This is a genomic window from Myroides albus, assembly GCF_024722315.1.
GTDB lineage: Bacteria > Bacteroidota > Bacteroidia > Flavobacteriales > Flavobacteriaceae > Flavobacterium > Flavobacterium album_A.
Window position 1 is genome coordinate 2,752,010 of record NZ_CP102754.1, and the last position, 23,830, is coordinate 2,775,839.

Sequence of the window (23,830 nt, forward strand, 5' to 3'; positions counted from 1 at the left end):
ATTAATTAGTGAAAGAGTCTTCTCCTTTAGAAACAATTGGCTTTTCGATGACTACAAAATCCTCTGTAGAATTGTCAGTGTCTTGTAATACGCGACGGCCATTTTTTAATTTGTATTTTGTCTTTCTCAATAGAGATTGACTTGAATAAGTTCCATTTGGAACAAAAGTACTACCTCTGTCAATAGATTCAGGTACTTTACGAGGAGCAACACGACTGTCTTTCGAATGTCTAATTTGTACTCCATCTAAAACATATTCCACTGGAATTCTTAAACACAGTGTTGAATCATTATTTTTTGGAGCTTTGATAGTAGGGAAGGTTTCTACTGCCACTTCTTTCGGCAATTGAACTAATAGTATTCCATCATCTGTAGCAAATCGCATTGCTAAATCACTCTGTTGTACTCTTAGCACTTCCATTTTAGCAATACCTAAAGTATTTAGGTTGTAGCGATATTTTGCTTGAGTAATATCTATGCCATATTCTTTTTGTAAATAATCTAAGACGTAAACATCAAAATCAGCTTGGCTTAAATCAACTGTTTTGTTTGGGTCAACAAATTCTGAAGGTTTACCGATGATGAAGTTTTTGGTATGATCTATAGCTGTTGATGCAATAATCATGCTTTTACCTGCTTCAATAGGATATTGAGTTCCAGTTCCAGGGAATCTCAATACTTTTTTAGCATAAACATAGTCATTGTTTAGGTTTCCTTTACCTGTATTACCAGTTGCTTTAGTCCAGTCGTATTGACGTGTAGGTAAGTAACTTGTATCATCAGGACCATTTGCTTGTCTATTCGTAGTATTGTGAAGCATGACAAGCATGATTCCATCTACATATTTTGTTTCTGCACTATTGTTGTAGATTTCAATGAATTGATCTCTATATCCAGAACCATCTTGAAGACTTGAACCGGCATAAAAGATTTGTTTTAGAATTAAGCCAGATTGACTAGTTTTATTCATTTGTAGTTCTATTTTAATATCATCAGCATTGTTAACAGCAAGATTGTCGATATTCGCTGTGAAAGTGATGCTGTCATCCTCGATTTTATCTTCTTTGCTTTTCGATGCATCAATGAGTTGGTTAAATGCCTGTTTGCTCATTGTTTGTTTTGCAATGATATTGTAGTTTCCTACTCTTAGGTTTGCAGTTGCTTCCCCTTTTTTGTCAAGCGTAACAGTGTTTTTGTTTCCATTAGCTCTATTGGTAAACTCTATTGTTGTACCTTCTAATGGAATAGTTAAATTTGTATGTTCTTGTGATACAGATGCAACAAATTTGACATTGAGTGTGTTGGCAAAATCACTTGAGTTATCATCTTTACTACAACTTGTTGTAAAGATTGAAATGATTAGAACCAAAGCTAATAGTACGGTGTTTCTCATTTTAGGTTAAAATTTAATTGATATTGATCCTGTTATACTGAATGGAGCGTTGTAGTTGATCACTGATCGGGTTCCATCAGATAGTTTTTTTTCTTTATTTATTCTGATATTAAAGAAGTTATAGGTGTTTATTCCTATTCTTATATTTTTGCGTATTTCTTTTGTAGCATTGAGGTTTATTACATAGAATGTTGGCTGTTCATAATTACTTCCAGCAGTAGAAATAGTTTGTTGAATATCCTCGGGAAGTTGGACTTTAATTGGTTGCATAGCAACATCTAAATATTCATTAGCATATTTCTGTTCTGTATTTAAACTTTTTCTAAACCAAAAGATATCACTGTTCATCGTTATGATAAATCCTATTTTAGGAATGTGGTAGGTTAATCTTAGTTTACTCATCAAAGAGAGCGACTTGGTTTTGGCTGGATAAAAGACAGTATAGTACACACCGTAATCTCGTTTGTAAGATTCTTCGGAAATTTCATTATACGTTGGATTTTGATCGTAATACTCACTGTAAGAAAGGCTGTTAGATAAAGACACATACATATTTAAAGGCTTTATCTTTTGCGTAGATACAGTCCAGTCAAATCCAAAAGATTTTGAACGCACACTATTGGTCATTCTTCGTATACTATAGTTGGTTAGTGTATTATAGTTACCAGTCGCTTCATATTCGATAGGCTTGCCTTTTTCTAACTCACCGATAACTCTGTATTCGGGCACATCTATTGGGAAATACTCTTTCTTTACACCAAAACCATTCTTGTTATCCTTGAAGTAGCCAAAGAAATTATTGGTTAAGAATTTGTTTGAAAAAGTGTATCCTACTTCAAATTGTGATGAGGTAGAAGGTTTAAGATGATTGTTGTCTGACTCGATTTTTACGGTCTTAACCAAGTACAAACTGTTATTAATATTCGAGTCATCAAAGAAGTTTAACAGGGGGAAATCTAACCAAATAGGAGCAGGGTAGCGGTGTGCCAAAGAAGGAGATTTACTCGCGATACCATATCCTAAGGTCAATCTGCTGTTAGGAGTTAATTGGTAAGCTATATTTACCCTCGGTTGATAGCTAACTTTTCCATTTTGAATATCTGTTCGAAAACCAATATTACCATCTAATGGCTTATTAAAGAGATAGGATTTAAAGTTGTCCATGATATAGATACCATAGTCAGCTTGTCCTTCATTTCTCCTGAAATCATAGGGACGTTCATTTTGGTTGTTGTTTTGAAACCATCGAGGTTGATCTGCTTTATAGATTGTTCCTTTACCTAAATTGTCGTGGTAATTAAGAGAAATTCCCGCAGTGATTAAGTGTTCAAATTTGTTGCCAAAGGTATTAGAGGATACATTAAGTGTTGAACCTAAGCTCAAAGGCCTACCTTGAATTTCTTCTACAGCTATATAGCGACCATCTACGTAATAACCTTCGTATACCCCTGTTGTATCTCTGTTTGCAACTGGAAAAGGACCTTTGTTAATTCGCTCTTGATTATATGTATTGCTAATTCCATAAGAACCATTAAGGTTAATATTTAACGATTTAATAATGCGCGAATTGAATTGAACCGATGTACGATTAGACCATCTAAAAAATTCGTCTGTAGCTTTTAGTTTTCGACTTTGTTGATCATCTGGATCTTCGCGTACACCATCTAACCTCTTACTAAAGCTAAAACTTAAGTTATTCTTTACATTGGATGAGAATGATTTTGTCCATAGTATACTTTGATTTATGCGATTGTATTCTTTGATATTATCTCGAGGGTCATTATTACTCTTGGAGTAATTTACAGATAAGTTTATGGCTCCCCATTTGTTTGGCAGTCCAAACCCTTTAGACAAACTATATGAGGTGGCTCCTCTATTTATATTAGTAGTGAAACTGTAGGGAGTTCTTCCTGCTTGTTTATTAATGATGATTGCTCCATCGGTAAGCTCTCCATATTTGGCTGATGCTACCCCTTGTACAACTTCTATGCTTTCGATGTTTTCTACTGGAATTTCGCGTAAATCTACTCCTTGATAGGTTAAATTGGCGATACTTCCTGTATTAGAAGCATTAGTCAATCCAAATTGATTCAAACTACGGGTTTGCATATTAGCATCATTAGAGATAGTGACATCGTCTATGATGATAGCAACTCCAAAAGAGTTATTCATTTGTTGCAAAGTACCTCCTGTAAACTTGTCGAAACTTCCACCTCTTAAATTGATAGTTTGTGCTGTATTTAGATTAGGAGCTACTGTAGCATGACCAGGTAAAGTATTTAAGACATCTTTTAAACTGAAAGCTTGTGCTTCGCTGATTTTTTCTCTGTCAATAATAATGGCAGAGTTAGATCCTGATTGAGCTTTGTGAATAGGAGCAGTGATGTTAATTTCCTCTAAGGTGATGGATAAGTCAATCATAGTGAATGATTGATTGTAAGAATGATATGTTTTTAAATCCTTTATGTAAATAGATTTTTTATTGGCATAGTGAATACTAAAAGGTTCGAATTCTTTTCTTGTTGAAAAAGAAAAGTGACCAGTACTGTTAGTGTAATACACTTGGTTGTTGTCAAGAGCGATAGAGGCGAATTCCAAAGGGTTACCATGTGCATCTAATACTAACCCTGTAAATGTTTTAGAACTCTGGGCGACTACATTTGTTGCAATCAACAGGACGCTTATGTAAATAAAGTAATGAGATAAAGACTTTACTACATGAAATAATGTTTTCATTATTTAGACTTAATTAAAATAAAATGCAAATGTATTGAATATCTGAATATTTAAAATTTAGTTAAAAATTAGCATTTTCAATGATGGTTTAAATTGCTGATATACAGGTTTTTGTTTTTATTTTGGATATTGAGTATTTGGGAGAATACTGATTTGTTTTTAATTGTATTCATTCTAAATAATGTTATATTATTTAGATATATTATATAAGAAGGGCTTTGAGATTAAAATATTCGCAAAAATGGTAGTCAGGGGTATTTTCTTGTCTTTTTAAAGGCTTTTTGTCATGAAAACTCCATTGTTTGTTCGTGGATTTATGCTAAGTAAGACATATTTTGACTTTTCTTATGATTATAGTCATAAGAACGGCAGTAGTATAACTTCTAACTTTGATTTTACAATATAAAACAACTAAGACATGTTAACAGGAGAGCAAAAACAGTTAATCTTAGCAACAGTACCGTTGCTAAGAGAAAGGGGATTAGAGTTGACGAAACATTTTTACTTGAGAATGTTTGACCATCATCCTGAGTTAAAAAATGTATTTAATATGGGAAATCAACGAGCAGGAAAACAACAAATGGCTTTAGCTATGGCTGTGTTGGGGTATGCAGAGAATATTTCGCAACCCGAAAAGTTGATGTCTGTAGTAGATTTGATTGGACATAAACACGCCAGTTTACATATTCAGCCAGAACAGTATGAAATTGTAGGAACGCATCTATTAGCTTCTATTAAAGAAGTTCTTGGTAGTGCTGCTACTTCTGAAATTGTACAGGCCTGGGCTGTAGCTTATCAACAGTTAGCTGATATCATGATAGGTCACGAACGTAAAATTTATCATGCTAAAGAGAATGAGCAGAATAATTGGGTAGGATGGAAAGAGTTTGTCATTAAAAGCAAAGTAGAAGAATCAGATGAGATTACTTCCTTTTATTTAGTTCCCAAGGATGGAGCCTTAGTTGCTTTACATCAGCCAGGTCAGTATATCAGTGTTAAGGTATTTTTAGAGCAAATAGGCTTAGAGCAAATCAGACAATATTCCATTTCATGTGCTCCTAATCACGAGTACTATCGCATATCTGTAAAAAGAGAAGTAGGAAAGCAATTGGATATGAATGGGCTGATTAGTAATTATTTACACGATCATGTAAATGAAGCAGATTCTATAATGATTAGTTCGCCATCGGGCAATTTTGTCTTACAAGAGAATAATAGAGATAAAGTGTTTATTAGCGGAGGGATAGGACAAACACCTTTGTTATCTATGTTAGAGGCAATTGAATTAAGTGGTAATACTCAGGAAAATATCGTTTGGATTCACGGCTGTAGAAATAAAGAGGTTCAAGCCTTCAAGGATAAGTTAAATTATATAAGTAATAACTGTGCACAAGTAATGCCTATTTACTTTTATGATCAAACTCCAACTGAAAGTATTCAAGCAAGCGTTTATTCGGGGATAGTTGATTTATTTGCTATTAAAGAATATACTTTTGACAGTAATGCAGATTATTATTTATGTGGACCTCGTCCGTTTTTAGATAAACAGTTAAGAGATTTAAAAGCCATGAATATAAATGAGCAACAGATCTTTTATGAAGAGTTTTCTCCTGCGTCATTAGTCTAATTTTTTACTTTAAGAAAGCGAAAATACCCTTTGTGTTTTCGCTTTTTTTAATGTATTAGTTTAGCCTTTATTAGTAGCTTTGACAAAGAGTAAATTAAATAAACATGATAAGTGTAGAATTATTACTTCAGTATAGCGCTGAAATTAAAGAATACAAAAAAGGAGAAGTAATATTCCAAGAAGGGCATTACCCAAGTCATTATTACCAAGTACTTCTGGGAAAAGTAAAAATGAATAATTACAGTGCAGATGGCAAAGAGTTTATACAGAATATATTTGCTTCAGGGCAAAGTTTTGGTGAACCGCCTTTGTTTATAGACGAATGTTATCCTGCTAATGCTATAGCTGTTACCCAAGCCAAAGTAATTCAACTACCTAAAGCAGAGTTCTATGTGATGATGCAAGAAAATAATGAGGTTTCTTTAGCAATAAACAAAAGCTTGTCAAAGCGCCTTTATTATAAGTCTATTATGGCACCTGATATAGCTACTCAAGACTCTGAGAATCGGATCATGACTTTGTTAAACTATTTAAAGACACACCAACATAGTGGAGATGATAATCAGCGACTGTTAATTGATCTGACCAGACAACAGATTGCTGATATGACAGGTCTTAGGGTAGAGACGGTTATTAGAACTCTTAAAAGGTTAGAGAGTATTGATAAAGTAGAAATTGTCAATAGCAAGATTGTCATCTGATTTAAAACCTTTGCTTGCTTTAAGAAATTCATTCTATTGTGATAAATTATCACTACATATTGCTTTTTACTTTTATTTCAAATTCCTTATCTTTCCTCTTTGAAAAAGAAAGAGATTATGGCTGTAAAGCAAGTGAATATACAGATCAAACAATTGAATAGACTAAATGATGAGGTAGAGGGACTGGCGATAGTGATAGCAGTGCCTACTGAAGCAGTTACGGTAAGAGAGTTTCTTAGTGCCGTAGTGATACAGCAGGTAGAGCAACACATACAGAAGTTCAAACAGCGCGATACTGTAGAACAATTAAGCACTACACAAGAAGCACTAGATACTATTCTGTTTAGTAGTAAACTTCGCTTCAAGTCACCTGAGAAGTACAGAGATATCGATATAGCAGAAGAAGTACAGCGCGTGATACAGGCGTATGAAGATCAGTTGTTCTTATTGTTTTATGCAGAGAGAGAGCTGCTGTCATTAGAAGAGGTCATTGTTTTAAATGATACTGATGCCTTTGTCTTTATTCCCCTTAATTTTTTAAAAGCTAGTTTTTAAACAGACCCCGATGAATAATAATATTGTAACTATACTAAGAGACTATCAAGTAGATCACCGTACTTACGCAGAGATGCATAAAGAGCTTTATGCGATGGTGCATAGCGAGGATTATGTAGGTGTGAAATTAGAACCACATATTGCTATGTTAGGACTACATTTTACTGGCAATAGCAGTGATCCAGAAGATTCTATTTATAGCCCTAAGGTGTTTACGCGTTATGATGAGAGTTTTGTAGATATATTAGTAAGTAATTCTGTTGGAATGTGGAGAGAAACGGAGTATTACGCTTTATTGGTATACTTTTTTGGAGAGAGGTTAGCGCCTTGGGTACAGGAATTATTAGATCGAGTGGATCAGTATATCTTAGGAGGACAATATGATATAAAAGAAGCGACATGGCGTAATCAAGAGCATTCTTTCTTAAAGCAATGTAATGTTATTTCAGGACTGTTAAATGGTATTTCGTTCTATGATAATTATGATTATGATTCTTATAGTGTAGAGTTGCCACTTCATAAGCAGGTGGAGTATAGTATGCACCTCTCGCTACCTAACTATCTTCCTTATCTATGGGCAGTGGCTTTAGATAAGGGAGATATGGAATTAAGCAAAACAGTTGAGGATATCTGTGATGGAGATAATGAGTATGGGCGATGGACACCTTCTTTTTTATTGATGTTAATGGCATCAAAACAATCAAAGTATTGGGAGAAGGTAAAAGATATTCTTGTAAATGCAGGGCGCGAAGAGGGAATTAGACAAGATATTACAAGGTTGTTATCACATGTACAGGTAGCTAACTTAAAGTATTTTTTAGAAGTTATTCTCTCTTATAACTTAGTGCGTTATGAAGCAGTGCGTACAGAGTTAGCATACCACTTTAGAAGTCATGTAGAGGATGACAAACAAGATAATGTAAAGCGACTATGTGAGTTGATGATTTATACTATAAATCACTATGAGTATTTTGATGATAAAGAATTATCTACATTCAACGAAAAAGAGTTTTACGCATTGATGCACTGTTATCTGTGGATACACAGAGAGATAGCATTTGACTTTGTAGAGAGTGCATTTGAGCAAGTAAAGCGCAAGTTTCAGCTTGTAATATTAGAGTTCTTACCTAACTTTAATGAATATACGGTAGAGTCTGTTCTATTTAGTAAAGTATTAGCAAGTAGAGATCAAGAGTTTATCGCTATGCTTCTAAACCGAATAAACCAATATTTGGAAGGAAGCAGATCTTCAAGGTATTTTATACAACAAGAAAATTATAAGGAGGTCTATCAGGTATTTTATGACTTATATAAGCAGTATAAAAGTGGAGAGACACTTATCTTAAAGAGTAGTGTAATACCAGATTACTACAGAAGCTTTGAATTGAATAAAGAAGAGTTGTTGACTTCACTTTTGTATCTAACAGAAGAATCATCAGAAAAGGCGAGACTGTTTATTGATAAGCGAAACACTTTTACTACAGAGTTTAAAGAAGAATTATTAAATGTCTTGTTGTTTGAAGCTAAAGAATATGGGCTTCAGGGATATGGATATAGTTTTACAGGAGAGATACAGTCTACCTATGAAGTACAAAATGAGTTAGCTTTCGCTTATTTGAAAGAGCGCAAAGAAACAATAGCCTTTGGCTGTATGCGCTTTTTAGCAATCGCTACCTTATCAAGTAAAGACGAAGAAGAAATAGTAGCATACTTTAAAAGAAAGTTTAAAAAGGCACAACAGCACTTTATCCGTTTATTAATCTCAAGACAAGATGATTTTAAGGATAGACTATTAGAGCAATTGATACTGAGTGAAGATGTGAATCAACGCTTAGCCGCAATGGAAGGACTATTGGTGCTTGCTCAGAGAGATGAAATACATCGTCAGTTAGGTATTTGGCTTGCACAGTTAGATGCTCTGGATATTAAATATTCAAAACAGGAAGAAGAATACTTAGTACTCTTGCGCGACTATGGACGTCAAGCAGAACAAGGACAAGATACAGATATAGCATTATACGATGCTACTGTGATGAGTGCTATCACATTGCCTTTAGTGGAAGAGAATACTTTATTTAGTCAGCGCATTGCACATAATTGGGGACTTTCTAAGAAATGGGAGGAGGTAGTACGTGAGTTAGATAGTCTTGAGCAGTTGATAAAACAATATGCTACGTATGAATATGAACATTTTAATTATGGAAAAGCAGAGAAGGTACTCTTAGCAACGCACTTCACGAAGATGCATGGTTATGCAGATGATGGTGAATGGACAGCAGAACAGCACTTCCAAGATTACCCACTGTATGAAGTATGGCAGCAGTGGTACATGGATAGTAAGTTGGATACTTTAGACTTATTCTTACTGCATTGTGCTACTTTAAAAACAGAGGTTCCAGATTTAGTAAAACCGTTATTAGAAGGGAAGTTACCTTATTTTTATAATGAACTCTCAGCTAAATATGACAACTATTGGTATGCGATGGGAACGGTGTTTACTTGCCTAACCTATCAGTATCCATTTAGGGAAAAAACAGCCTATTGTTTAGATGGTTTAAAAACAATCTATAACAGTATTACTCAAGAGGTTTTAGATATAGAAATACGCACTTGTGTTTATGGAGAAGAGTATAACTATACATGGGTAGATTATACAGATTTATCTTGGTATGCAGAGTTTATATCTATAGAGGACTTAACAGAAGAACAGTGTTTAGCATATTTCAAACTATTGCGTTGGCGTCAATTGAATTGTAATAAAGCAGATGATAGTTATTATCTGTTGCCTTTTGAATTGATGGCTTTTGCCTGTGATAAGAATGAAATTACGCGAGATGAGTTTATACAGTATTTAGTTGCCATAGATAATAGAAAGACTTATTTCAGTTCAATGTTACCTCCCTTGACAAAGCGATTTATAACTGATAAAGTAGAGCAAGTCTTAGTTGAGTTTAAAGCGTATTATTTACAACAGGTTATGGATAGGGATAACCCTACGACTAAGGTATTTGATATTGTCTTTGACTTTCAGGAGATAGAAGGAATGCAGTATTTCTTTGGGTTATTGCATAAGGTAAAAACGGCTGGGATTTCACAAGAGAGTATTTATTACTATGCAGAGATGCAAATCACGATTAAGGAATTAGGCCAAATCTATAGTAAACTTATTCGTAGAACAACACCTCTAAGTACTGATACTCAAGAGATGTTTAATGCACAAGTAGCAGAGATAAACTTCAGTGCAGCACAATGGATCGAAGTGGCTGTAGCATGTCCGCAGTGGATAAAGTACATCACATCTTACTTAAACTGGCAAGGAATAGAGTCAGCGATATGGTGGCTGTTCGCTCATCTGCTGGATAACCAACAAGAAGAAGAACGAAACAAGATACAAAAACAGATACAACGCTATTCTGCTATAGCGTTAGAGGAATTTGAAGCAGGTGTAGTAGATATAGATTGGTTCTTTAGTTTTTATCACGTATTAGGAGAAGAACGTTGGCAGATGCTTTATGACTCAACTAAGTTTATGGCTGTAGAGGGCCATACTCGTGTGAAGCTGTATGCGGATGTACTCTTGGGCAAGGTGTCTATGAAAGACTTGAAAACGAAGGTTATCTCTAAACGCGATAGAAACTATGTACGTGCATGTGGTTTGTTTCCCTTATCTGAGACAGATAGAGAAGGAGACCTGATGGATAGATATGAGTTATTAGAACAGTTTAAAAAAGGTTCTAAGAAGTATGGCACTATGCGCCAAGAGAATGACTTAAAGATCTATAACGTAGCGATGCAGAACATCGCAAGAGCAGCAGGGTATACTGATGCAGTGCGCTTTCAATGGTCTATGGAGAGCGTACAGATTCAGTCTATTTTGTTGAATTATAAGGGATTGGTATTGGATGAGTATACATTCTCTTTGACTGTATCTGATCAGGGGAAAGTAGAGTTGACAGTGACAAGTAAAGGGGATAAACCTTTAAAAGCGATACCTGCTAAACTAAAGAAAAATGAACAAATCATAGATTTAGTAGAACGTCAGAAGGCACTAAAAGAACAGTATAGTCGCTCTCGTGTGAACTTAGAGCAGGCCATGCTAAGACAGGATGTATTTTCTTATGCAGAGATGCAGAAGTTGTTACTACACCCGATTGTTAAACACCACTTGACTAAGTTGGTTTTAAAGTGTGGTGAGGTTTACGGTTTGTTTGTAGAGGGAGTATTTACTACTATGGATGGAGAGGTAATGGAGGTGAAAGAGGAAGAAGAGTTCGTAATAGCACATTGTTATGATTTATATCAAAGTGGGCAGTGGGTCAACATACAAGCTTATTTGTTTGATAAACAGATAGAACAGCCCTTTAAGCAAGTCTTTAGAGAGTTGTATTTACACAACAAAGCAGAAGAAACAAGTATAGGTAGTTCTAATCGTTATGCTGGCTATCAGGTTAAAGATAAACAGACTTTAGGATTGTTTAAGACCAGAAACTGGCAATATGAATATTATGCTAATTACAGTAAGCTGTATTTTGATGAGGATATTCGCGTTGAAGTTTATATTGACTATTCAGGGGGGAGCAATGCAGATTATGGAGACTATGTCAGCTTAGAACATATCTTATTCACTAAAGCTTCTACCGATGAAGTAATTGCCTTAAGAGAGGTTAATCCTATTGTCTTTAGTGAGGTCATGAGAGATTTGGACTTGGTAGTAAGTGTCGCTTATGTAGCAGGAGTAGATCCAGAGACTAGTCTATCTACTGTACAGATGCGTATGGCTGTTGTCAGAGAAACAGCACGATTATTGAGACTAACAAACATAGAGTATAAAGAACGCCATCTTGTGATCACAGGAACTAAGGGAACCTATAGCTTACATGTCGGTAGTGGTGTGATTCACTTGATACCAGGAAAACACTTGTATATCGAGCCTGTACATACACAAGATAGAGGGAATTTGTTCTTACCTTTTGTAGATGATGATCCTAAGACTACAGAGATTGTATCTAAAGCTTTAATTCTATCCAGAGATGGCAGTATCAGAGATACAGGAATATTAAGTCAGATAGAGTAGAATAAACTAAGGCTGAGTAGTTTTATACTCAGCCTTAGTTTATTAATATTGTTTTTGAGATATAGTATTATTCTACAATATTAAGTTGATATCTCATGAATATATTTTTTTGTTCCTCAAATTCATTACTTGCTTTACTGAAAGTAAAATCGTTAGGGTGTTTTTTAGCAAACTCTGATTTTAGTTTGTTTAGTTCACTTCCCATAAGAACTTCTTTAAATCCATCAGTAGATTTACTTCCCTTAGCATCTAACCATTGATTAAATTTTTGTACTTGTGCCTCTAATGCTTTTTTGTATTCAGGATTAGAGATATCGTTTAGCAAGGTTAGATCTATTTTTGCTTTTGGTAATGAAGCATAAGGTGTTTTCTCGACTAAGAATTCTATTGTAGCATCATTCACCGTTTTAAGATAGTCTTTAAATTCTTGTTCTCTGAATATTTTGTAAGCAGTCTCTTGGAATTTCCCTGCTTGATAGTTAGGGTCATTTAATAGACTGCGGTTACTTCTTGTGATAATAGAGGGAGTTAAGGTTAAACCTTCAGGCATAGGTTCATCTAAATTATACTTCCAATCAAAGTCATGTTTGTCAATAATTAGCTTATTACAAGGTTTGAAAGGAATAAATACAGTCACAATAGAATCGTTTATTTTTAAACGAACAGAGTCACTTTGTGTTCCTATAGCCCATTCAATGAATTCTTCAGTAGCTCGTTCATCATTTTCATTTATAAATAGTTGTTTGTAAAATATGTAAGTGCTCTGTGTAGGATTGATAATCGCTTGTCCTTTATTGACACGACCACCATTGTGAATAGTGATTTCTTGATCGTTGTATTTAAGTTGGTGTTTACCATATTCCAAGGAAATTTGTATCATAGTTACAGGTGGAATATCATAAGCAGTATCATCGATATAGACAGTGATAGGTTCTTCTGTTGGATTGTCTATCCAATAATCGTTGGAACTACTATTACAAGAGGTAAATAGTGCACTTATAGATATTAAGCACAATAAGATTAATTTTTTCATTTAGTGTAATTTTTGTACAAAGATACTTATTATTTAAGAATAAGGTTGTTATATTGTTGATTATCAAAAGGGTATTTAAGTAGTATTGCTTGTTTTTTGTTAAGGAATGTAAGAGGATTTTAAATATATTTGAAAGGATTTAATGTATTATGAAACAAATATATATTTCGTGTAGCTTTTCTATGCAAAAGGAGCTTAGAGAAGTGATGAATCAACTAAAATATCAGATAGATACGATAGGTTATCGCCCTTTTGTGTTTATAGAGCACTATAAGTTTGAATTTCATCAAGAGAAAGAGATGATGATGCAAGCGATGAAGGATATTGATGAGAGTTGTTGTTTGTTTGCAGAGACTACAGATAAGGGAATTGGTATAGGGATAGAAGCAGGATATGCTAAAGCACAAGGCAAACCTGTAGTCTATCTACGTCAGGCTGACGCATCACATTCTACTACAATGTCTGGTATATCGGATTATCATATTCTCTATCACAACATAGAGGATTTGGGCAGACAAGTAAAAGAACTGCTATTTCAAATACAATTAGAGGTAGAATTAAGAAAGTATATTTTAGATTTAGTACGTGAAGAAAAACAGGCTTTTACAAAAGAAGTATTAGCTTACTTAAAAGATTACAAGTTGAAAGGCGGAGGACAAGAAAGAGCGGTAGAGATACTTACAGCATTGGGCAATGTATATGATGAAGTCCCTCAGTGGAGAGATAAGATAGAGGATGTATTAGATATGATGACAGGGAATTGTTCACCTAAGTGGAGAGTGTGAGAAGAGTAAGTATATTTGTAGATAGAAAAAAGTAAAAGATGACAATAGCACAGTTATTAAAATTTGTAGAAAGAGCTACTGTAAGAAAAGCAGCCCAATTATCTATACGTGAAGTAGAGGAGGAGAGTAAAGGACACTGGATAGCATTTGTAGATGATAAAGAGGAAAGTTATGATGTACAGATTGTTATTGAGGGGAAACAAGTCCTTAGTAGAAGTTGTGAATGTGAGATTGACAATATAGTTATGTGTTCACACCAGACTAAGCTACTCATGGCAATAAATGATGCCTTAAAAGGGAAGAAAATTGCTACGAAACCTGTTGTGAAAAAAGCTTTGAGTAAAAAGAAAGTAAGCGAAAGTGTAGCATTACTTCAAGATGTTAGCCAGGAGGAGGTATATACATGGCTGACTGAATTGTTTAAGAAAAATAAGGAGGTAGAGCAGGAGTTTATATTGACTTTTAAAAAACAAGATATTGCTGAGTATACTGTAGATATCGTGGATAAAATATTGAAAGATATTTATACTTCTGTTTTTGGAAAAAGAAAGAATGCTGATACTAAAGATATTAAGAAGCTGGTAGATTTGGTTTCACTTGCATTAGAGCCAGTGGATAAATACATCGTTGTTAATATAACAAAACCTATTGCTTTAGAACTTTATTTAAAGATAATGTCTTCTCTATTTACGTTAAAGTATAGTGTGAATTATACAAGTAAACGAGTTGATACGTATATGAATAAGTTTGTTGAAAGATATGTATTAGCATTATTAAATGTCAAAGACCAAGATGTTGTCAAGAAAACGATAATCAATTTATTGAAACAACTGTATGAGCCTAAGAATAGTTTACAATACAGTCTAGTCTCTGCATTAGTTATAGAACTATACGAAAGTAAAGATGAGAGATATACTTCTCTTTGTGGGGATGAGGTAGTGAAAATAATGAAGCATTATCAAGATAATAATTATGTTGTTGAGATAGAGATGTATTTGTTCTTTTTGATAATAGCTGTTGAACAACAAGTTTTAAAAGATTGTTATAAATTGTTTAAACCAGTTAGGTTTCAGAATGAATACAATTTGCTATTACTAAAAGGGTTAATGGATATAGATGTTAAACTAGTAGAGGAGTATTGTTTAAAAATAATAGAGAGTAATATTCAGATAGAGTATAATGAGCCATATCTAGAGATACTAGAAGAGATTTATGAGAATAATGGGGATAAAAGTGGTATAGCAAACATAAAAAAGCAACTTTTCTTTCAGACCTATGACCTTGAAGATTATAATTATGTAATTAAGTATTTAAAGGATCCGGAAGAGGTTAAGAGGTTTAGAACTAAAGTTTTAAGTATTTTAAGAAATAACTTTCATCATGCAAAATCAGCCTCTATGTTGTATTTTGCAATTCTGGAAACAGAGCATAATTATAAGAAAATGCTGGAAGTACTAACTAGAGATGTTCCTCAAGATGTAATGTGGGCTTATGGTGAACAGATGTGTAAGTTTAATGCTGCATCGTACTTAGACAAGGTTATGAGCATTGGACAAACTCCTGTTTATCCTAGATATACTGATGAAAGATTGGCTGAGTTTATTGTAGAGAAATTTTCAACAAAAGATATCGTGCAGAAATTGATGAAGTATAGGTATACAGATGGAAGTTTGAATAAAAAGATCAAGACACTTGTCGAGAAAAAACAAAAGTAGATAGTAATGAAACAAGCAATTTTAGATAGAATAAAGGCTTTAGGTGGAGATATTAGTCAAGTAAAAGGAAAGTCATTACAAGAAGACTTAATGGCGATTACTTTTAATACTGTACTATACCAGCGACCAGAAGATACAGCATGGGCAAAAGCAGATGAACAAGAGCCTATCTGTGGGTTAGCAGAGTACATAGACAAGCATCAAGAGTTGATTAATATAGACAGAAAAGTTTTCTACGATAAAATGATTGCAGACTATTATGTAATAACTAAGGAAGGTAGAGGGCAGATGTTTTGGACAGCAACTCCTTTTACACCCTATAAGGAAGGAACAGATGATTATGAGGAGTGGAGTAGTGATTTTTTACGTGAAGAAGAGGTAGATCTTACTGAGATTATTTCTGCTACAGGGTTAAAACAGCCTGAAATGATGGAGTTGTTTTATAGTTATAGTTTTCCTGATCAGTTTTATATTTGTATAGACGATCCCAATCAAGACAATCCTACATTATTTGGTACTGATCATGAGGTTTTCTTTAGAGAAGTGACTAATGAAGGAAGTTTAGAGGAATTTATGCAAAAGTTTATGACTCCACAGGAGCTAATTAATATAGTTAACAAGGCATTCGAGGATATGTTTAAATGACTTGTTGATTAGTAAGTGTTTTCTGAAGATTAATAAAAGAAAAAGGTATTGTTTTTAGCTTGCTTTTTAGAAATTGTATATTCAAATTAGCTGATTGTATAAAAGGGTGGTTATGAGAAAGTTGTTTGTTTTTTTAAGTCTCTTATTCACCTGTATTTGCTTTGGGCAAAGTGATTGGAGAGCGTATAAACCAATTGTGAATATGGGGTATCAATTCAATTCTCACAGTCAAGTTTACGCTGGTTTAGAATATAGTTTTATTTCTGGAACGCGATTAAGAGAAAGGTGGAATTTTGTAGGAGCAGGTGTAATGGCAACTCCCTATCGAGATAAGTGGTATTGGTTACCTTACGCAGATTTTACAAGAAGCAATGGCTTAGCATTTATTTCAACTCGTTTATCTACACATCACATACAGCCTCAAATAGGTGTAACTATGCTAAATTTGTTAGATATTGGAGTTGGATATTCTTTTGCATTTAAACAAAGTGTTAGTAATCCTGTTATTAAAGGGTTTACTTTGTCTTTTAAGTTGAGAATCACAAAGGATAAGTCTAATTATCTTGAAGTTATGAGATATTAATTGACAGGGAACATAAGCGTTCTATTTAGTTGTAAACAAGTAATTTCATTCTAAGGATAACGATATATTACCTTTGATAATATTTATTAGCTTGTAGGTTGGGTGTAGTAGTATTAAATATTTACTTTTGAGCAGAACTAAAACAATAGGAATATGAAATATACAGCTGAACATTTTATCCCTTCAGAGTATGATGAGCAAACACTAGAGTGTATTATTGATTTTCAAGATCAACCTGTGATCCTAAGTATTTATAACGGAGATGATAACTTGGAAGAGATTTTGGTAGATGTAAACAAGACAATGGAAGATTTTGAGCATTTGAATAAAAGAGGTGTTCGCTTGATTACAGATGAATTGTTTGATGCCTACACAAAGAAAAGTGTTATAACAGAAGAGGAGTTTATGGAAGACATAAAATTAGTGTCTTTGTACTTTACAGGAGATCAGGAAGTAGAGTTTACTTATGAGGGAAACAAAGAGCTTTTTGGCGAACATATCTTGACTATTTCTTTAGTTGAAGGACACTTTGAAGATGGTGTTGCTATAGATGGATAAAAAGTTTAAAACCCAGCAATAATATAATAAAGAGGTTGACAGAATAATATCATGTTAACCTCTTTTGTTTATTATAGTAGTATTGGACAGACTAATTACTGTAAGTTTGCTGTATTTTAAGCAGAGTGTTTTTTTATTTGTCAAGGGAAGATTAGATTTGTATAGTGTGTGTTTGACAAGAAAGTAATTATGACTATTCAAGAATTTTTAAAAAAGCAAAGTAGACAAGATTTAAGTAAGTCTAAGAAATTCCCTGTTAGAGAGTTGGAGTTAGATCCAAAGGGCAAATACATTGCTTTTGTTGATGATGCGCAGCACAGTTTTGATGTTTCTATTGTTTTGGATGACCAGGTGATTATTGCCTCGAACTGTGATTGTCATGTACAAGAAGATAGTTGTTTGCATAAAATAGCTGTGGTAATGGCTATTAAAAATAAGTTTACTGAACAAAAGCGACTTACCAAAAACAAGCAAACCAAAGGTAGAAAAGCAAAGCTAAGAGAAAGCGACGAGTTGTTATTACAGATGGACAAAGATGTTTTGGTGCACTGGTTAAAAGAGGTGTTTAAAAAGAATAAACCTTTCGAGAAGCAGTTCTTACTTACCTTTGGAAAGAAAGAAATTAGCTATACACCAGAGCAAGTAAAGGAGACCACCGAACAAGTCATTGCCTCGGTAGCTGGTAAGCGAAAAACATTAGAAGCTGTTAAGATAAAAAAGATATTAGATCTACTAACTATTGCCTTGGAGCCAGTGGAGACTTTTGTTGTGGCAAATATCAATAAACCTATTGCTTATAAGATTTTTTCAACTTTTTTAGATACCCTTTATGCCTTTGATCATAGGGTATCTCATTATAGTAAAAAACTTGGTGTGTACGTTGATGAATATATTGAACGATTTGCTTTGTCGATTAATAATATACAAGATGATAAACAGTGGAGGCATATTGTAGAGATACAACTTTACAGGCTTTTTGAATTGCCGTATTTGACAAATAAGGAATATGATTATATGTTGGTGCAGTATATTTATCTAACAGCAAGTCACCAGCGTATGAATCAATATGTAGACTTGCTAAAAGAAATACTACTTGCTAAGTCCTCTAAACGTTATTTGTTCAGAAATGACTTTACACAGTTTCTTTTAAAAGTGTCAGCCAAGCACAATATTTACCAAGATGTAAGGGTATTCTTTGATAATTGATATACTTGTTTTTTTTATTGTTTGTAATTTTATCTTGTTTGTTAGCGATGTTTTAGTACATTAGTAACCAGTGAATTCCTTATAATCAAGAAATGGCATATATGAAAAGAATAATAGTTAGTTGCTTTGTAACTTTGGCACTCTTAGGTTCTGTACAAGCACAGCAAACCAAGAAAGAGGATAACAGTAAATTACTCTTAGGTATAAAAGCAGGGTTTAATCGTTCAATACTGACTAATCACGATGACTTTTTAGGAAAGTCTGGATTTCATATAGGTTTTGTTGCAGAGAAATTTGTTACTTCTAATATCTCGCTACAAACAGAATTGATGTATTCTACTTTAGGAGCAAATTTTACATCAACAGATTTTATACCTAATAATTTTGATGGTAAGGTTACTTTAAACTATTTGTCTATTCCTATTATGGCAAAGTTTTACCTCTACAAAGGCTTTAATTTACAAATGGGACCGCAGCTAAGCTTTGCATTACATACCAAGTCGAAGTTTGATGGGTATTCTTATTATGAAAATAAGAAGATTGAAAAAACAGATTTTGCTGTTAATTTTGGTCTGGGATATGAGTTTGATAATCGTGTCTTTATTGAGACTCGTGGAATATTTGGAGTTACAAATGTCATTAAACTTGAAGATGACGAGAGTAAGAATTTTGGAGTACAGTTTTCGATTGGTTATAAATTTAACTAAACAATACAGTAAAGGCTTTCTATGAAATAGATGGCCTTTTTTTATGCTTATTTTAGAGGATCTAATTCAATAAAGTTGTTAACTTAGGAAACTTAAACAACAACACTATGTTCAATAAAGATACTTATATAAAACGCAGACAAAATTTAGTAAACAATGTACAGTCAAAAGGTATATTGTTATTCTTTGGAAATATTGAAAACCCTGTAAATTTTGAAGATAATACCTATCACTTTAGACAGGATAGTACTTTTTTATACTACTTTGGTATCCAACAACCAAAATTAGCAGCGATTATTGATTTAGACGAGAATAAATCAATTGTATTTGGAAATGAAATGTCAATCGATGAGATTGTGTGGATGGGACGTCAAGAAACACTAAAAGATAAATGTGAAAAATCAGGAGTTTTAGATGTTCGCCCCTACGCAGATTTAGCTACTTATTTGGCTACTGCTTTAAGTGTTAAGCGTCCTATTCATTATCTGCCACCTTATCAATCAGTAAATAAAATCTTATTAAGTGAATTACTACAAATTTCACTTGGAGATTTTAAACCTTCTGTGGCCATGATTCAGGCTATTGTAAAACAGAGGGAAATCAAGGAGTCACAAGAGATTGAGCAAATTGAGAGTGCCCTTAAAGTTTCTACCCAAATGCACTTATTGGCTATGCAAATGGCAAGACCTGGAGCTAAAGAATATGAGATTGTGAGTGCTATCGAACATGTGGCTGGAAGTCATAATTGTGAGCTTGCTTATCCTTCTATTGTAACTGTGAATGGGGGTATATTACACAATCATTATAAAATGAATACCCTTGAGTCAGGTAGATTGTTATTAAACGACTCTGGGTGTGAGACATCAATGGGCTATGCATCAGATTTGACGCGCACCTATCCTGTGGATAAAACTTTTACATTAGAGCAACGTGATCTGTACAATATAGTTTTGAACTCTTTTGAGGGCGCTAAGGCAGAACTTAAAGCTGGAGTAAAATATAAAAACGTACACCTAAAAGCCTGTGAGATATTAGCGCAGGGGCTAATAGATTTTGGTTTGATGAAAGGAAACGCACAAGATGCTGTAGCTAATCATGCCCATACGATGTTCTTCCAATGTGGATTAGGACATATGATGGGATTAGATGTACACGATATGGAAGACTTAGGTGAACAATACGTTGGATATACCGCTGAAGAACCTAAGGATACAAAACAGTTTGGTATTAAGTCACTTCGTTTAGGAAAAGAATTAAAAGCAGGACATGTATTAACAGTAGAGCCAGGCATTTACTTTATCCCAGAGTTAATCGAGATGTGGCAGGCAGAGAAGAAATACGCGGAGTTTATTAATTATGAAAAACTCAATAAATTTAAAGACTTTGGAGGTATTCGTATAGAGGATAACTTTTTAATTAACAATGACGGTTATAAACATCTCGGACCTGAATTGATTAAAACAGTAACAGAAATTGAAGATTATAAAAGACAGTTCTAAAAAGTAAAGTATAGATTTGAAAAGCCCAAGAGCATTGCTTTTGGGCTTTTTATATAGTAGTATTTTAACCTTATTTGAGAAATTTTAAAAAGGCATAACTCTTTCTATTGTGTAAATAATTAACTGTGTCTTCGTGTGTATAGGTTTCTTTTTCAAAACTGATGCATCGATAGGCATGAAAAGAGTCTTTATTCTTTATAAAGTGGTAGGTAAACTCAATGACATACCAGATAAAGAATGGGATAATCAATAATTCCAACTGTTGTTTTAAATGGATGCATTCATGTTGAATTAAAATGTGATTATCAATCTCTTGTTTATCTTTTAGGATAATAAAAGGAAAGATAGTTAGTCCGTCGAATTGTTTAGGTAGTAGATTCTTTATAATCAATATCCTATTGGGATGGATTAGCATAATGTATGTTTTTTGTAATATTTAAAGGTAATTGATTTATAGTGAATCTCGAATTTTGTGAATAAAAATTAAATATGTAAATATTCTATGTAAGTTCTGTAATAAGTTTGATAGTCAAAGCGTTTACCTTTATAGCAACGGATATTCACCTTATAAAATATAGCATAATGCACTACTATCAACTTCATGAAGAATTAAAACAACTTTTTCATCAACAAGGTGATTTTCATTGTGATGAAAACTTGGGAATAGAGATTCACAAGTATCCTTTTAAATCCACTAAAGCAGATGGAATATTAATAGGTTCAGAGCGATTATTTTGTGAAGATCACCAGGTTGAATTCCAAGAGTGTTTTGTTAAATATACAGCGGATACCGATACGCTTTTAGATGTTCCAGATTTTAGTGTAAAGGAAAACTTAGATTTTAAAATTATTGTTGTGAAACCCAACGATGTGAAAGTTTGCCAAGATGTGATTGTTATGTTTCATGGTCTTAACGAAAAGAAATGGGATAAGTACTTACCTTGGGCGTATGAACTAACTAAAAGAACAAAAAAAGCTGTAGTCTTATTTCCTATTAGTTTCCACATGGATCGTACACCCTGGCAGTGGTCTGATCGCAAAATGATGTTTGAAATTGCACAGAAACGAGCAGCAGATTGGAAGGAGAATTCTGATAGTAGCTATGTCAATGCTGCTATTAGTACGCGAATGGAGGCTCATCCTCAACGGATGTTTTGGTCGGGCTTGCAGACTTATTACGATTTTATCGAATGGGAAAAGGCTCTTAGAAAAGGAGTTTTTTCTACTGTTTCTTCTCAAGCAAATATTGATCTTTTTGGATATTCTATTGGGTCGTTTTTATCTATTATTTTAATGATGGCTAATCCTAACAATATATTGGATAAGGCTAAGTTGGTGTGTTTTTGTGGTGGGATGACCATAGATCGTATGTTCCCAGTTTCAAAATACATCATGGATGGTCGTGCAACTATAATGATGCAGAAGATATTCGCACAATTATTAACCACAAGCTTTGCTGCCGAACCAAGATTAAATCACTATCAATCATGTGAATTACATCCTGGAGAGAGTTGGTTTAAAACAATGTTGAGGTATAATCATTTTCAAGCTGAACGTGAAGTGCGGCTAAGAGAGTTACAAGGTCAAATCATGTCTATTAATCTAAAAAATGATGAAGTAGCACCTCCAGTGGAAGCCTTAAATATGCTAAAGGGACCTTATAGGGATATTGATATTAAAGTGGATATATTAGACTATCCTTTTAATTATACTCATATGGTTCCCTACCCATTGACAAGTAAAAATGCTGAAGAAGTAGATATACATTTTAATCTAACAATGGATAAAATGGCAAATTTTTACTTAAAGTAATAATCTTGTAAACTTCTTGTTTTCATTGGGTTTGAGTATTGATTTTAGAAGCGAATGTTTGAAAAGTATAAGAAATAAATAAAAAATATTTGTCGAGGGTATGAAAATAATACCTACATTTGACCTATCAAATAAACAATAAAAGACATGTATCTTAATCAATTACATCATCGTCATCATTCTACTTGTACTCTTACGAGCTGGTAATGATATGGTGTATTTGAATCCAAAATATCTAATTATCCCGTTTGAGTAAATCAGACGGGATTTTTTGTTTTTAAGCATATTGCTATTTTATATTTCCTATTGATTTACTCAAACATTATAATCTAAAATATGATGAGTAAATTAAAAATTGCAATCCAAAAAAGTGGACGTCTTAGTGAGAAATCCCTAGAATTATTAAAAGAGTGTGGTATTAAGTTTCCCAATGGTGGAGGTAAACTAATTGCCGAAAGTAAAAACTTTCCTATTGAAGTATTGTTCTTGCGAGATGATGATGTAACCAAATACGTAGAACAGCAAGTAGCTGATATCGGTATCGTGGGAGAGAATGTTTTCATTGAAGCTAATCTTTCTGTGAATGTTTTAGAATACTTAGGCTTCGGAAGTTGTCGTTTAAGTTTAGCTGTTTCAAAAGAAGTAGATTATCCTGGGATAACATACTTCGAAGGAAAAAAGATAGCTACTTCATATCCATTCATTTTAGAGAAGTATTTGAAAGAGCAAGGAGTAAGTGCTACTATAGAGTTTATTTCTGGTAGTGTTGAGATTGCACCTAGTATTGGATTGGCTAGCGGTGTGTGTGATATCGTGAGTAGTGGATCTACGTTAATGTCTAATGGGCTTAAAGAAGTAGATAAGGTACTGGATAGTCAGGCAATACTAATTAGTAATAAAGCTTTAAGTATTGAGAAACAGGCGCTGTTAGATAAACTCTTGTTTAGAATTAAGTCCGTTTTAAATGCAAAAGAACGCAAGTATATCTTATTGAATGCGCCTAACGATAAGTTGGAACAAATCATTTCAATATTACCAGGTATGAAGAGTCCTACTATTCTTCCATTAGCTGATGAAGGATGGAGTAGTTTACACTCTGTCATCCAAGAAGATCAGTTTTGGGATATTATCGATGAGTTAAAAAACTTAGGAGCAGAGGGAATTTTAGTAGCTCCAATAGAAAAAATGATTTACTAAACTA

General features: G+C 33.6%; 18 protein-coding genes. 14 read left to right on the plus strand and 4 right to left on the minus strand.

Going from position 1 to position 23,830, the window contains the following annotated elements:
• Position 1: 1 nt before the first annotated feature.
• Together NWE55_RS12470 and NWE55_RS12475 are read right to left on the minus strand one after the other, a co-directional pair.
• On the minus strand, positions 2 to 1,393 hold the full coding sequence (locus tag NWE55_RS12470; protein WP_258204119.1) for a DUF4876 domain-containing protein: 1,392 nt from the start codon (positions 1,391 to 1,393) through the stop codon (positions 2 to 4).
• A 6-nt stretch (positions 1,394 to 1,399) separates the two neighbouring features.
• A complete protein-coding gene (locus NWE55_RS12475; RefSeq protein ID WP_258204120.1) occupies positions 1,400 to 4,129 on the minus strand; it encodes a TonB-dependent receptor in 2,730 nt (909 codons plus the stop codon).
• Positions 4,130 to 4,547: 418 nt separating this feature from the next.
• Between NWE55_RS12475 and hmpA the strand changes: the two genes are divergently transcribed.
• From hmpA to NWE55_RS12495, 4 genes are all read left to right on the plus strand, one after another.
• Positions 4,548 to 5,756: an NO-inducible flavohemoprotein gene (gene hmpA / locus NWE55_RS12480; RefSeq protein ID WP_155091244.1), complete on the plus strand. Its 1,209-nt coding sequence runs from the start codon at positions 4,548 to 4,550 to the stop codon at positions 5,754 to 5,756.
• Positions 5,757 to 5,860: 104 nt separating this feature from the next.
• Entirely contained in the window at positions 5,861 to 6,457 is a 597-nt protein-coding gene (locus NWE55_RS12485; RefSeq protein ID WP_155091245.1) for a Crp/Fnr family transcriptional regulator, read from the plus strand.
• Positions 6,458 to 6,574: 117 nt separating this feature from the next.
• A complete protein-coding gene (locus NWE55_RS12490) occupies positions 6,575 to 7,012 on the plus strand; it encodes a hypothetical protein (RefSeq protein ID WP_160339222.1) in 438 nt (145 codons plus the stop codon).
• 10 nt (positions 7,013 to 7,022) lie between these two features.
• Positions 7,023 to 12,086 (plus strand): DUF4132 domain-containing protein, encoded by a 5,064-nt coding sequence (locus NWE55_RS12495; protein ID WP_258204121.1) that lies wholly within the window; start codon positions 7,023 to 7,025, stop codon positions 12,084 to 12,086.
• Between the two features lie 67 nt (positions 12,087 to 12,153).
• Here the strand turns inward: NWE55_RS12495 and NWE55_RS12500 are convergent, their stop codons facing one another.
• Positions 12,154 to 13,119, minus strand: a complete 966-nt coding sequence (locus tag NWE55_RS12500) for a hypothetical protein (RefSeq protein WP_258204122.1) — start codon at positions 13,117 to 13,119, stop codon at positions 12,154 to 12,156.
• Positions 13,120 to 13,268: 149 nt separating this feature from the next.
• Between NWE55_RS12500 and NWE55_RS12505 the strand changes: the two genes are divergently transcribed.
• From NWE55_RS12505 to NWE55_RS12540, 8 genes are all read left to right on the plus strand, one after another.
• Positions 13,269 to 13,904, plus strand: coding sequence for a hypothetical protein (locus tag NWE55_RS12505; protein WP_258204123.1), 636 nt, complete (start codon positions 13,269 to 13,271; stop codon positions 13,902 to 13,904).
• A 38-nt stretch (positions 13,905 to 13,942) separates the two neighbouring features.
• Positions 13,943 to 15,619, plus strand: a complete 1,677-nt coding sequence (locus NWE55_RS12510) for a hypothetical protein (protein ID WP_155091250.1) — start codon at positions 13,943 to 13,945, stop codon at positions 15,617 to 15,619.
• A gap of 6 nt (positions 15,620 to 15,625) precedes the next feature.
• Positions 15,626 to 16,264: a hypothetical protein gene (locus NWE55_RS12515; protein WP_155091251.1), complete on the plus strand. Its 639-nt coding sequence runs from the start codon at positions 15,626 to 15,628 to the stop codon at positions 16,262 to 16,264.
• 112 nt (positions 16,265 to 16,376) lie between these two features.
• A complete protein-coding gene (locus NWE55_RS12520; RefSeq protein WP_258204124.1) occupies positions 16,377 to 16,847 on the plus strand; it encodes a hypothetical protein in 471 nt (156 codons plus the stop codon).
• A 153-nt stretch (positions 16,848 to 17,000) separates the two neighbouring features.
• Entirely contained in the window at positions 17,001 to 17,405 is a 405-nt protein-coding gene (locus NWE55_RS12525; protein ID WP_258204125.1) for a DUF2262 domain-containing protein, read from the plus strand.
• Between the two features lie 189 nt (positions 17,406 to 17,594).
• Positions 17,595 to 18,611, plus strand: a complete 1,017-nt coding sequence (locus NWE55_RS12530; RefSeq protein ID WP_258204126.1) for a hypothetical protein — start codon at positions 17,595 to 17,597, stop codon at positions 18,609 to 18,611.
• Between the two features lie 101 nt (positions 18,612 to 18,712).
• The gene (locus NWE55_RS12535; RefSeq protein WP_160339227.1) at positions 18,713 to 19,318 is read left to right on the plus strand and encodes a porin family protein; all 606 of its coding nucleotides are present in this window, start codon (positions 18,713 to 18,715) and stop codon (positions 19,316 to 19,318) included.
• Positions 19,319 to 19,425: 107 nt separating this feature from the next.
• Complete coding sequence (locus tag NWE55_RS12540) at positions 19,426 to 20,817, plus strand: aminopeptidase P family protein (RefSeq protein WP_258204127.1); 1,392 nt, start codon at positions 19,426 to 19,428, stop codon at positions 20,815 to 20,817.
• Between the two features lie 70 nt (positions 20,818 to 20,887).
• Here NWE55_RS12540 and NWE55_RS12545 read toward each other — a convergent pair whose 3' ends face one another.
• Positions 20,888 to 21,232 (minus strand): hypothetical protein, encoded by a 345-nt coding sequence (locus tag NWE55_RS12545; RefSeq protein WP_258204128.1) that lies wholly within the window; start codon positions 21,230 to 21,232, stop codon positions 20,888 to 20,890.
• 167 nt (positions 21,233 to 21,399) lie between these two features.
• Here NWE55_RS12545 and NWE55_RS12550 point away from each other — a divergent pair, with 167 nt between their 5' ends.
• Both NWE55_RS12550 and hisG read left to right on the plus strand, forming a co-directional pair.
• Entirely contained in the window at positions 21,400 to 22,629 is a 1,230-nt protein-coding gene (locus NWE55_RS12550; protein WP_258204129.1) for a DUF6051 family protein, read from the plus strand.
• A 339-nt stretch (positions 22,630 to 22,968) separates the two neighbouring features.
• The gene (hisG, locus tag NWE55_RS12555; protein ID WP_258204727.1) at positions 22,969 to 23,826 is read left to right on the plus strand and encodes an ATP phosphoribosyltransferase; all 858 of its coding nucleotides are present in this window, start codon (positions 22,969 to 22,971) and stop codon (positions 23,824 to 23,826) included.
• Positions 23,827 to 23,830: the final 4 nt, after the last annotated feature.

What these genes read in the sequence shown, in the direction of transcription:
- NWE55_RS12470 (WP_258204119.1), bottom strand. Translation starts at nt 1,393, where the DNA reads ATGAGAAACACCGTACTATTAGCTTTGGTTCTAATCATTTCAATCTTT.
- NWE55_RS12475 (WP_258204120.1), bottom strand. Translation starts at nt 4,129, where the DNA reads ATGAAAACATTATTTCATGTAGTAAAGTCTTTATCTCATTACTTTATT.
- hmpA (WP_155091244.1), top strand. Translation starts at nt 4,548, where the DNA reads ATGTTAACAGGAGAGCAAAAACAGTTAATCTTAGCAACAGTACCGTTG.
- NWE55_RS12485 (WP_155091245.1), top strand. Translation starts at nt 5,861, where the DNA reads ATGATAAGTGTAGAATTATTACTTCAGTATAGCGCTGAAATTAAAGAA.
- NWE55_RS12490 (WP_160339222.1), top strand. Translation starts at nt 6,575, where the DNA reads ATGGCTGTAAAGCAAGTGAATATACAGATCAAACAATTGAATAGACTA.
- NWE55_RS12495 (WP_258204121.1), top strand. Translation starts at nt 7,023, where the DNA reads ATGAATAATAATATTGTAACTATACTAAGAGACTATCAAGTAGATCAC.
- NWE55_RS12500 (WP_258204122.1), bottom strand. Translation starts at nt 13,119, where the DNA reads ATGAAAAAATTAATCTTATTGTGCTTAATATCTATAAGTGCACTATTT.
- NWE55_RS12505 (WP_258204123.1), top strand. Translation starts at nt 13,269, where the DNA reads ATGAAACAAATATATATTTCGTGTAGCTTTTCTATGCAAAAGGAGCTT.
- NWE55_RS12510 (WP_155091250.1), top strand. Translation starts at nt 13,943, where the DNA reads ATGACAATAGCACAGTTATTAAAATTTGTAGAAAGAGCTACTGTAAGA.
- NWE55_RS12515 (WP_155091251.1), top strand. Translation starts at nt 15,626, where the DNA reads ATGAAACAAGCAATTTTAGATAGAATAAAGGCTTTAGGTGGAGATATT.
- NWE55_RS12520 (WP_258204124.1), top strand. Translation starts at nt 16,377, where the DNA reads ATGAGAAAGTTGTTTGTTTTTTTAAGTCTCTTATTCACCTGTATTTGC.
- NWE55_RS12525 (WP_258204125.1), top strand. Translation starts at nt 17,001, where the DNA reads ATGAAATATACAGCTGAACATTTTATCCCTTCAGAGTATGATGAGCAA.
- NWE55_RS12530 (WP_258204126.1), top strand. Translation starts at nt 17,595, where the DNA reads ATGACTATTCAAGAATTTTTAAAAAAGCAAAGTAGACAAGATTTAAGT.
- NWE55_RS12535 (WP_160339227.1), top strand. Translation starts at nt 18,713, where the DNA reads ATGAAAAGAATAATAGTTAGTTGCTTTGTAACTTTGGCACTCTTAGGT.
- NWE55_RS12540 (WP_258204127.1), top strand. Translation starts at nt 19,426, where the DNA reads ATGTTCAATAAAGATACTTATATAAAACGCAGACAAAATTTAGTAAAC.
- NWE55_RS12545 (WP_258204128.1), bottom strand. Translation starts at nt 21,232, where the DNA reads ATGCTAATCCATCCCAATAGGATATTGATTATAAAGAATCTACTACCT.
- NWE55_RS12550 (WP_258204129.1), top strand. Translation starts at nt 21,400, where the DNA reads ATGCACTACTATCAACTTCATGAAGAATTAAAACAACTTTTTCATCAA.
- hisG (WP_258204727.1), top strand. Translation starts at nt 22,969, where the DNA reads ATGAGTAAATTAAAAATTGCAATCCAAAAAAGTGGACGTCTTAGTGAG.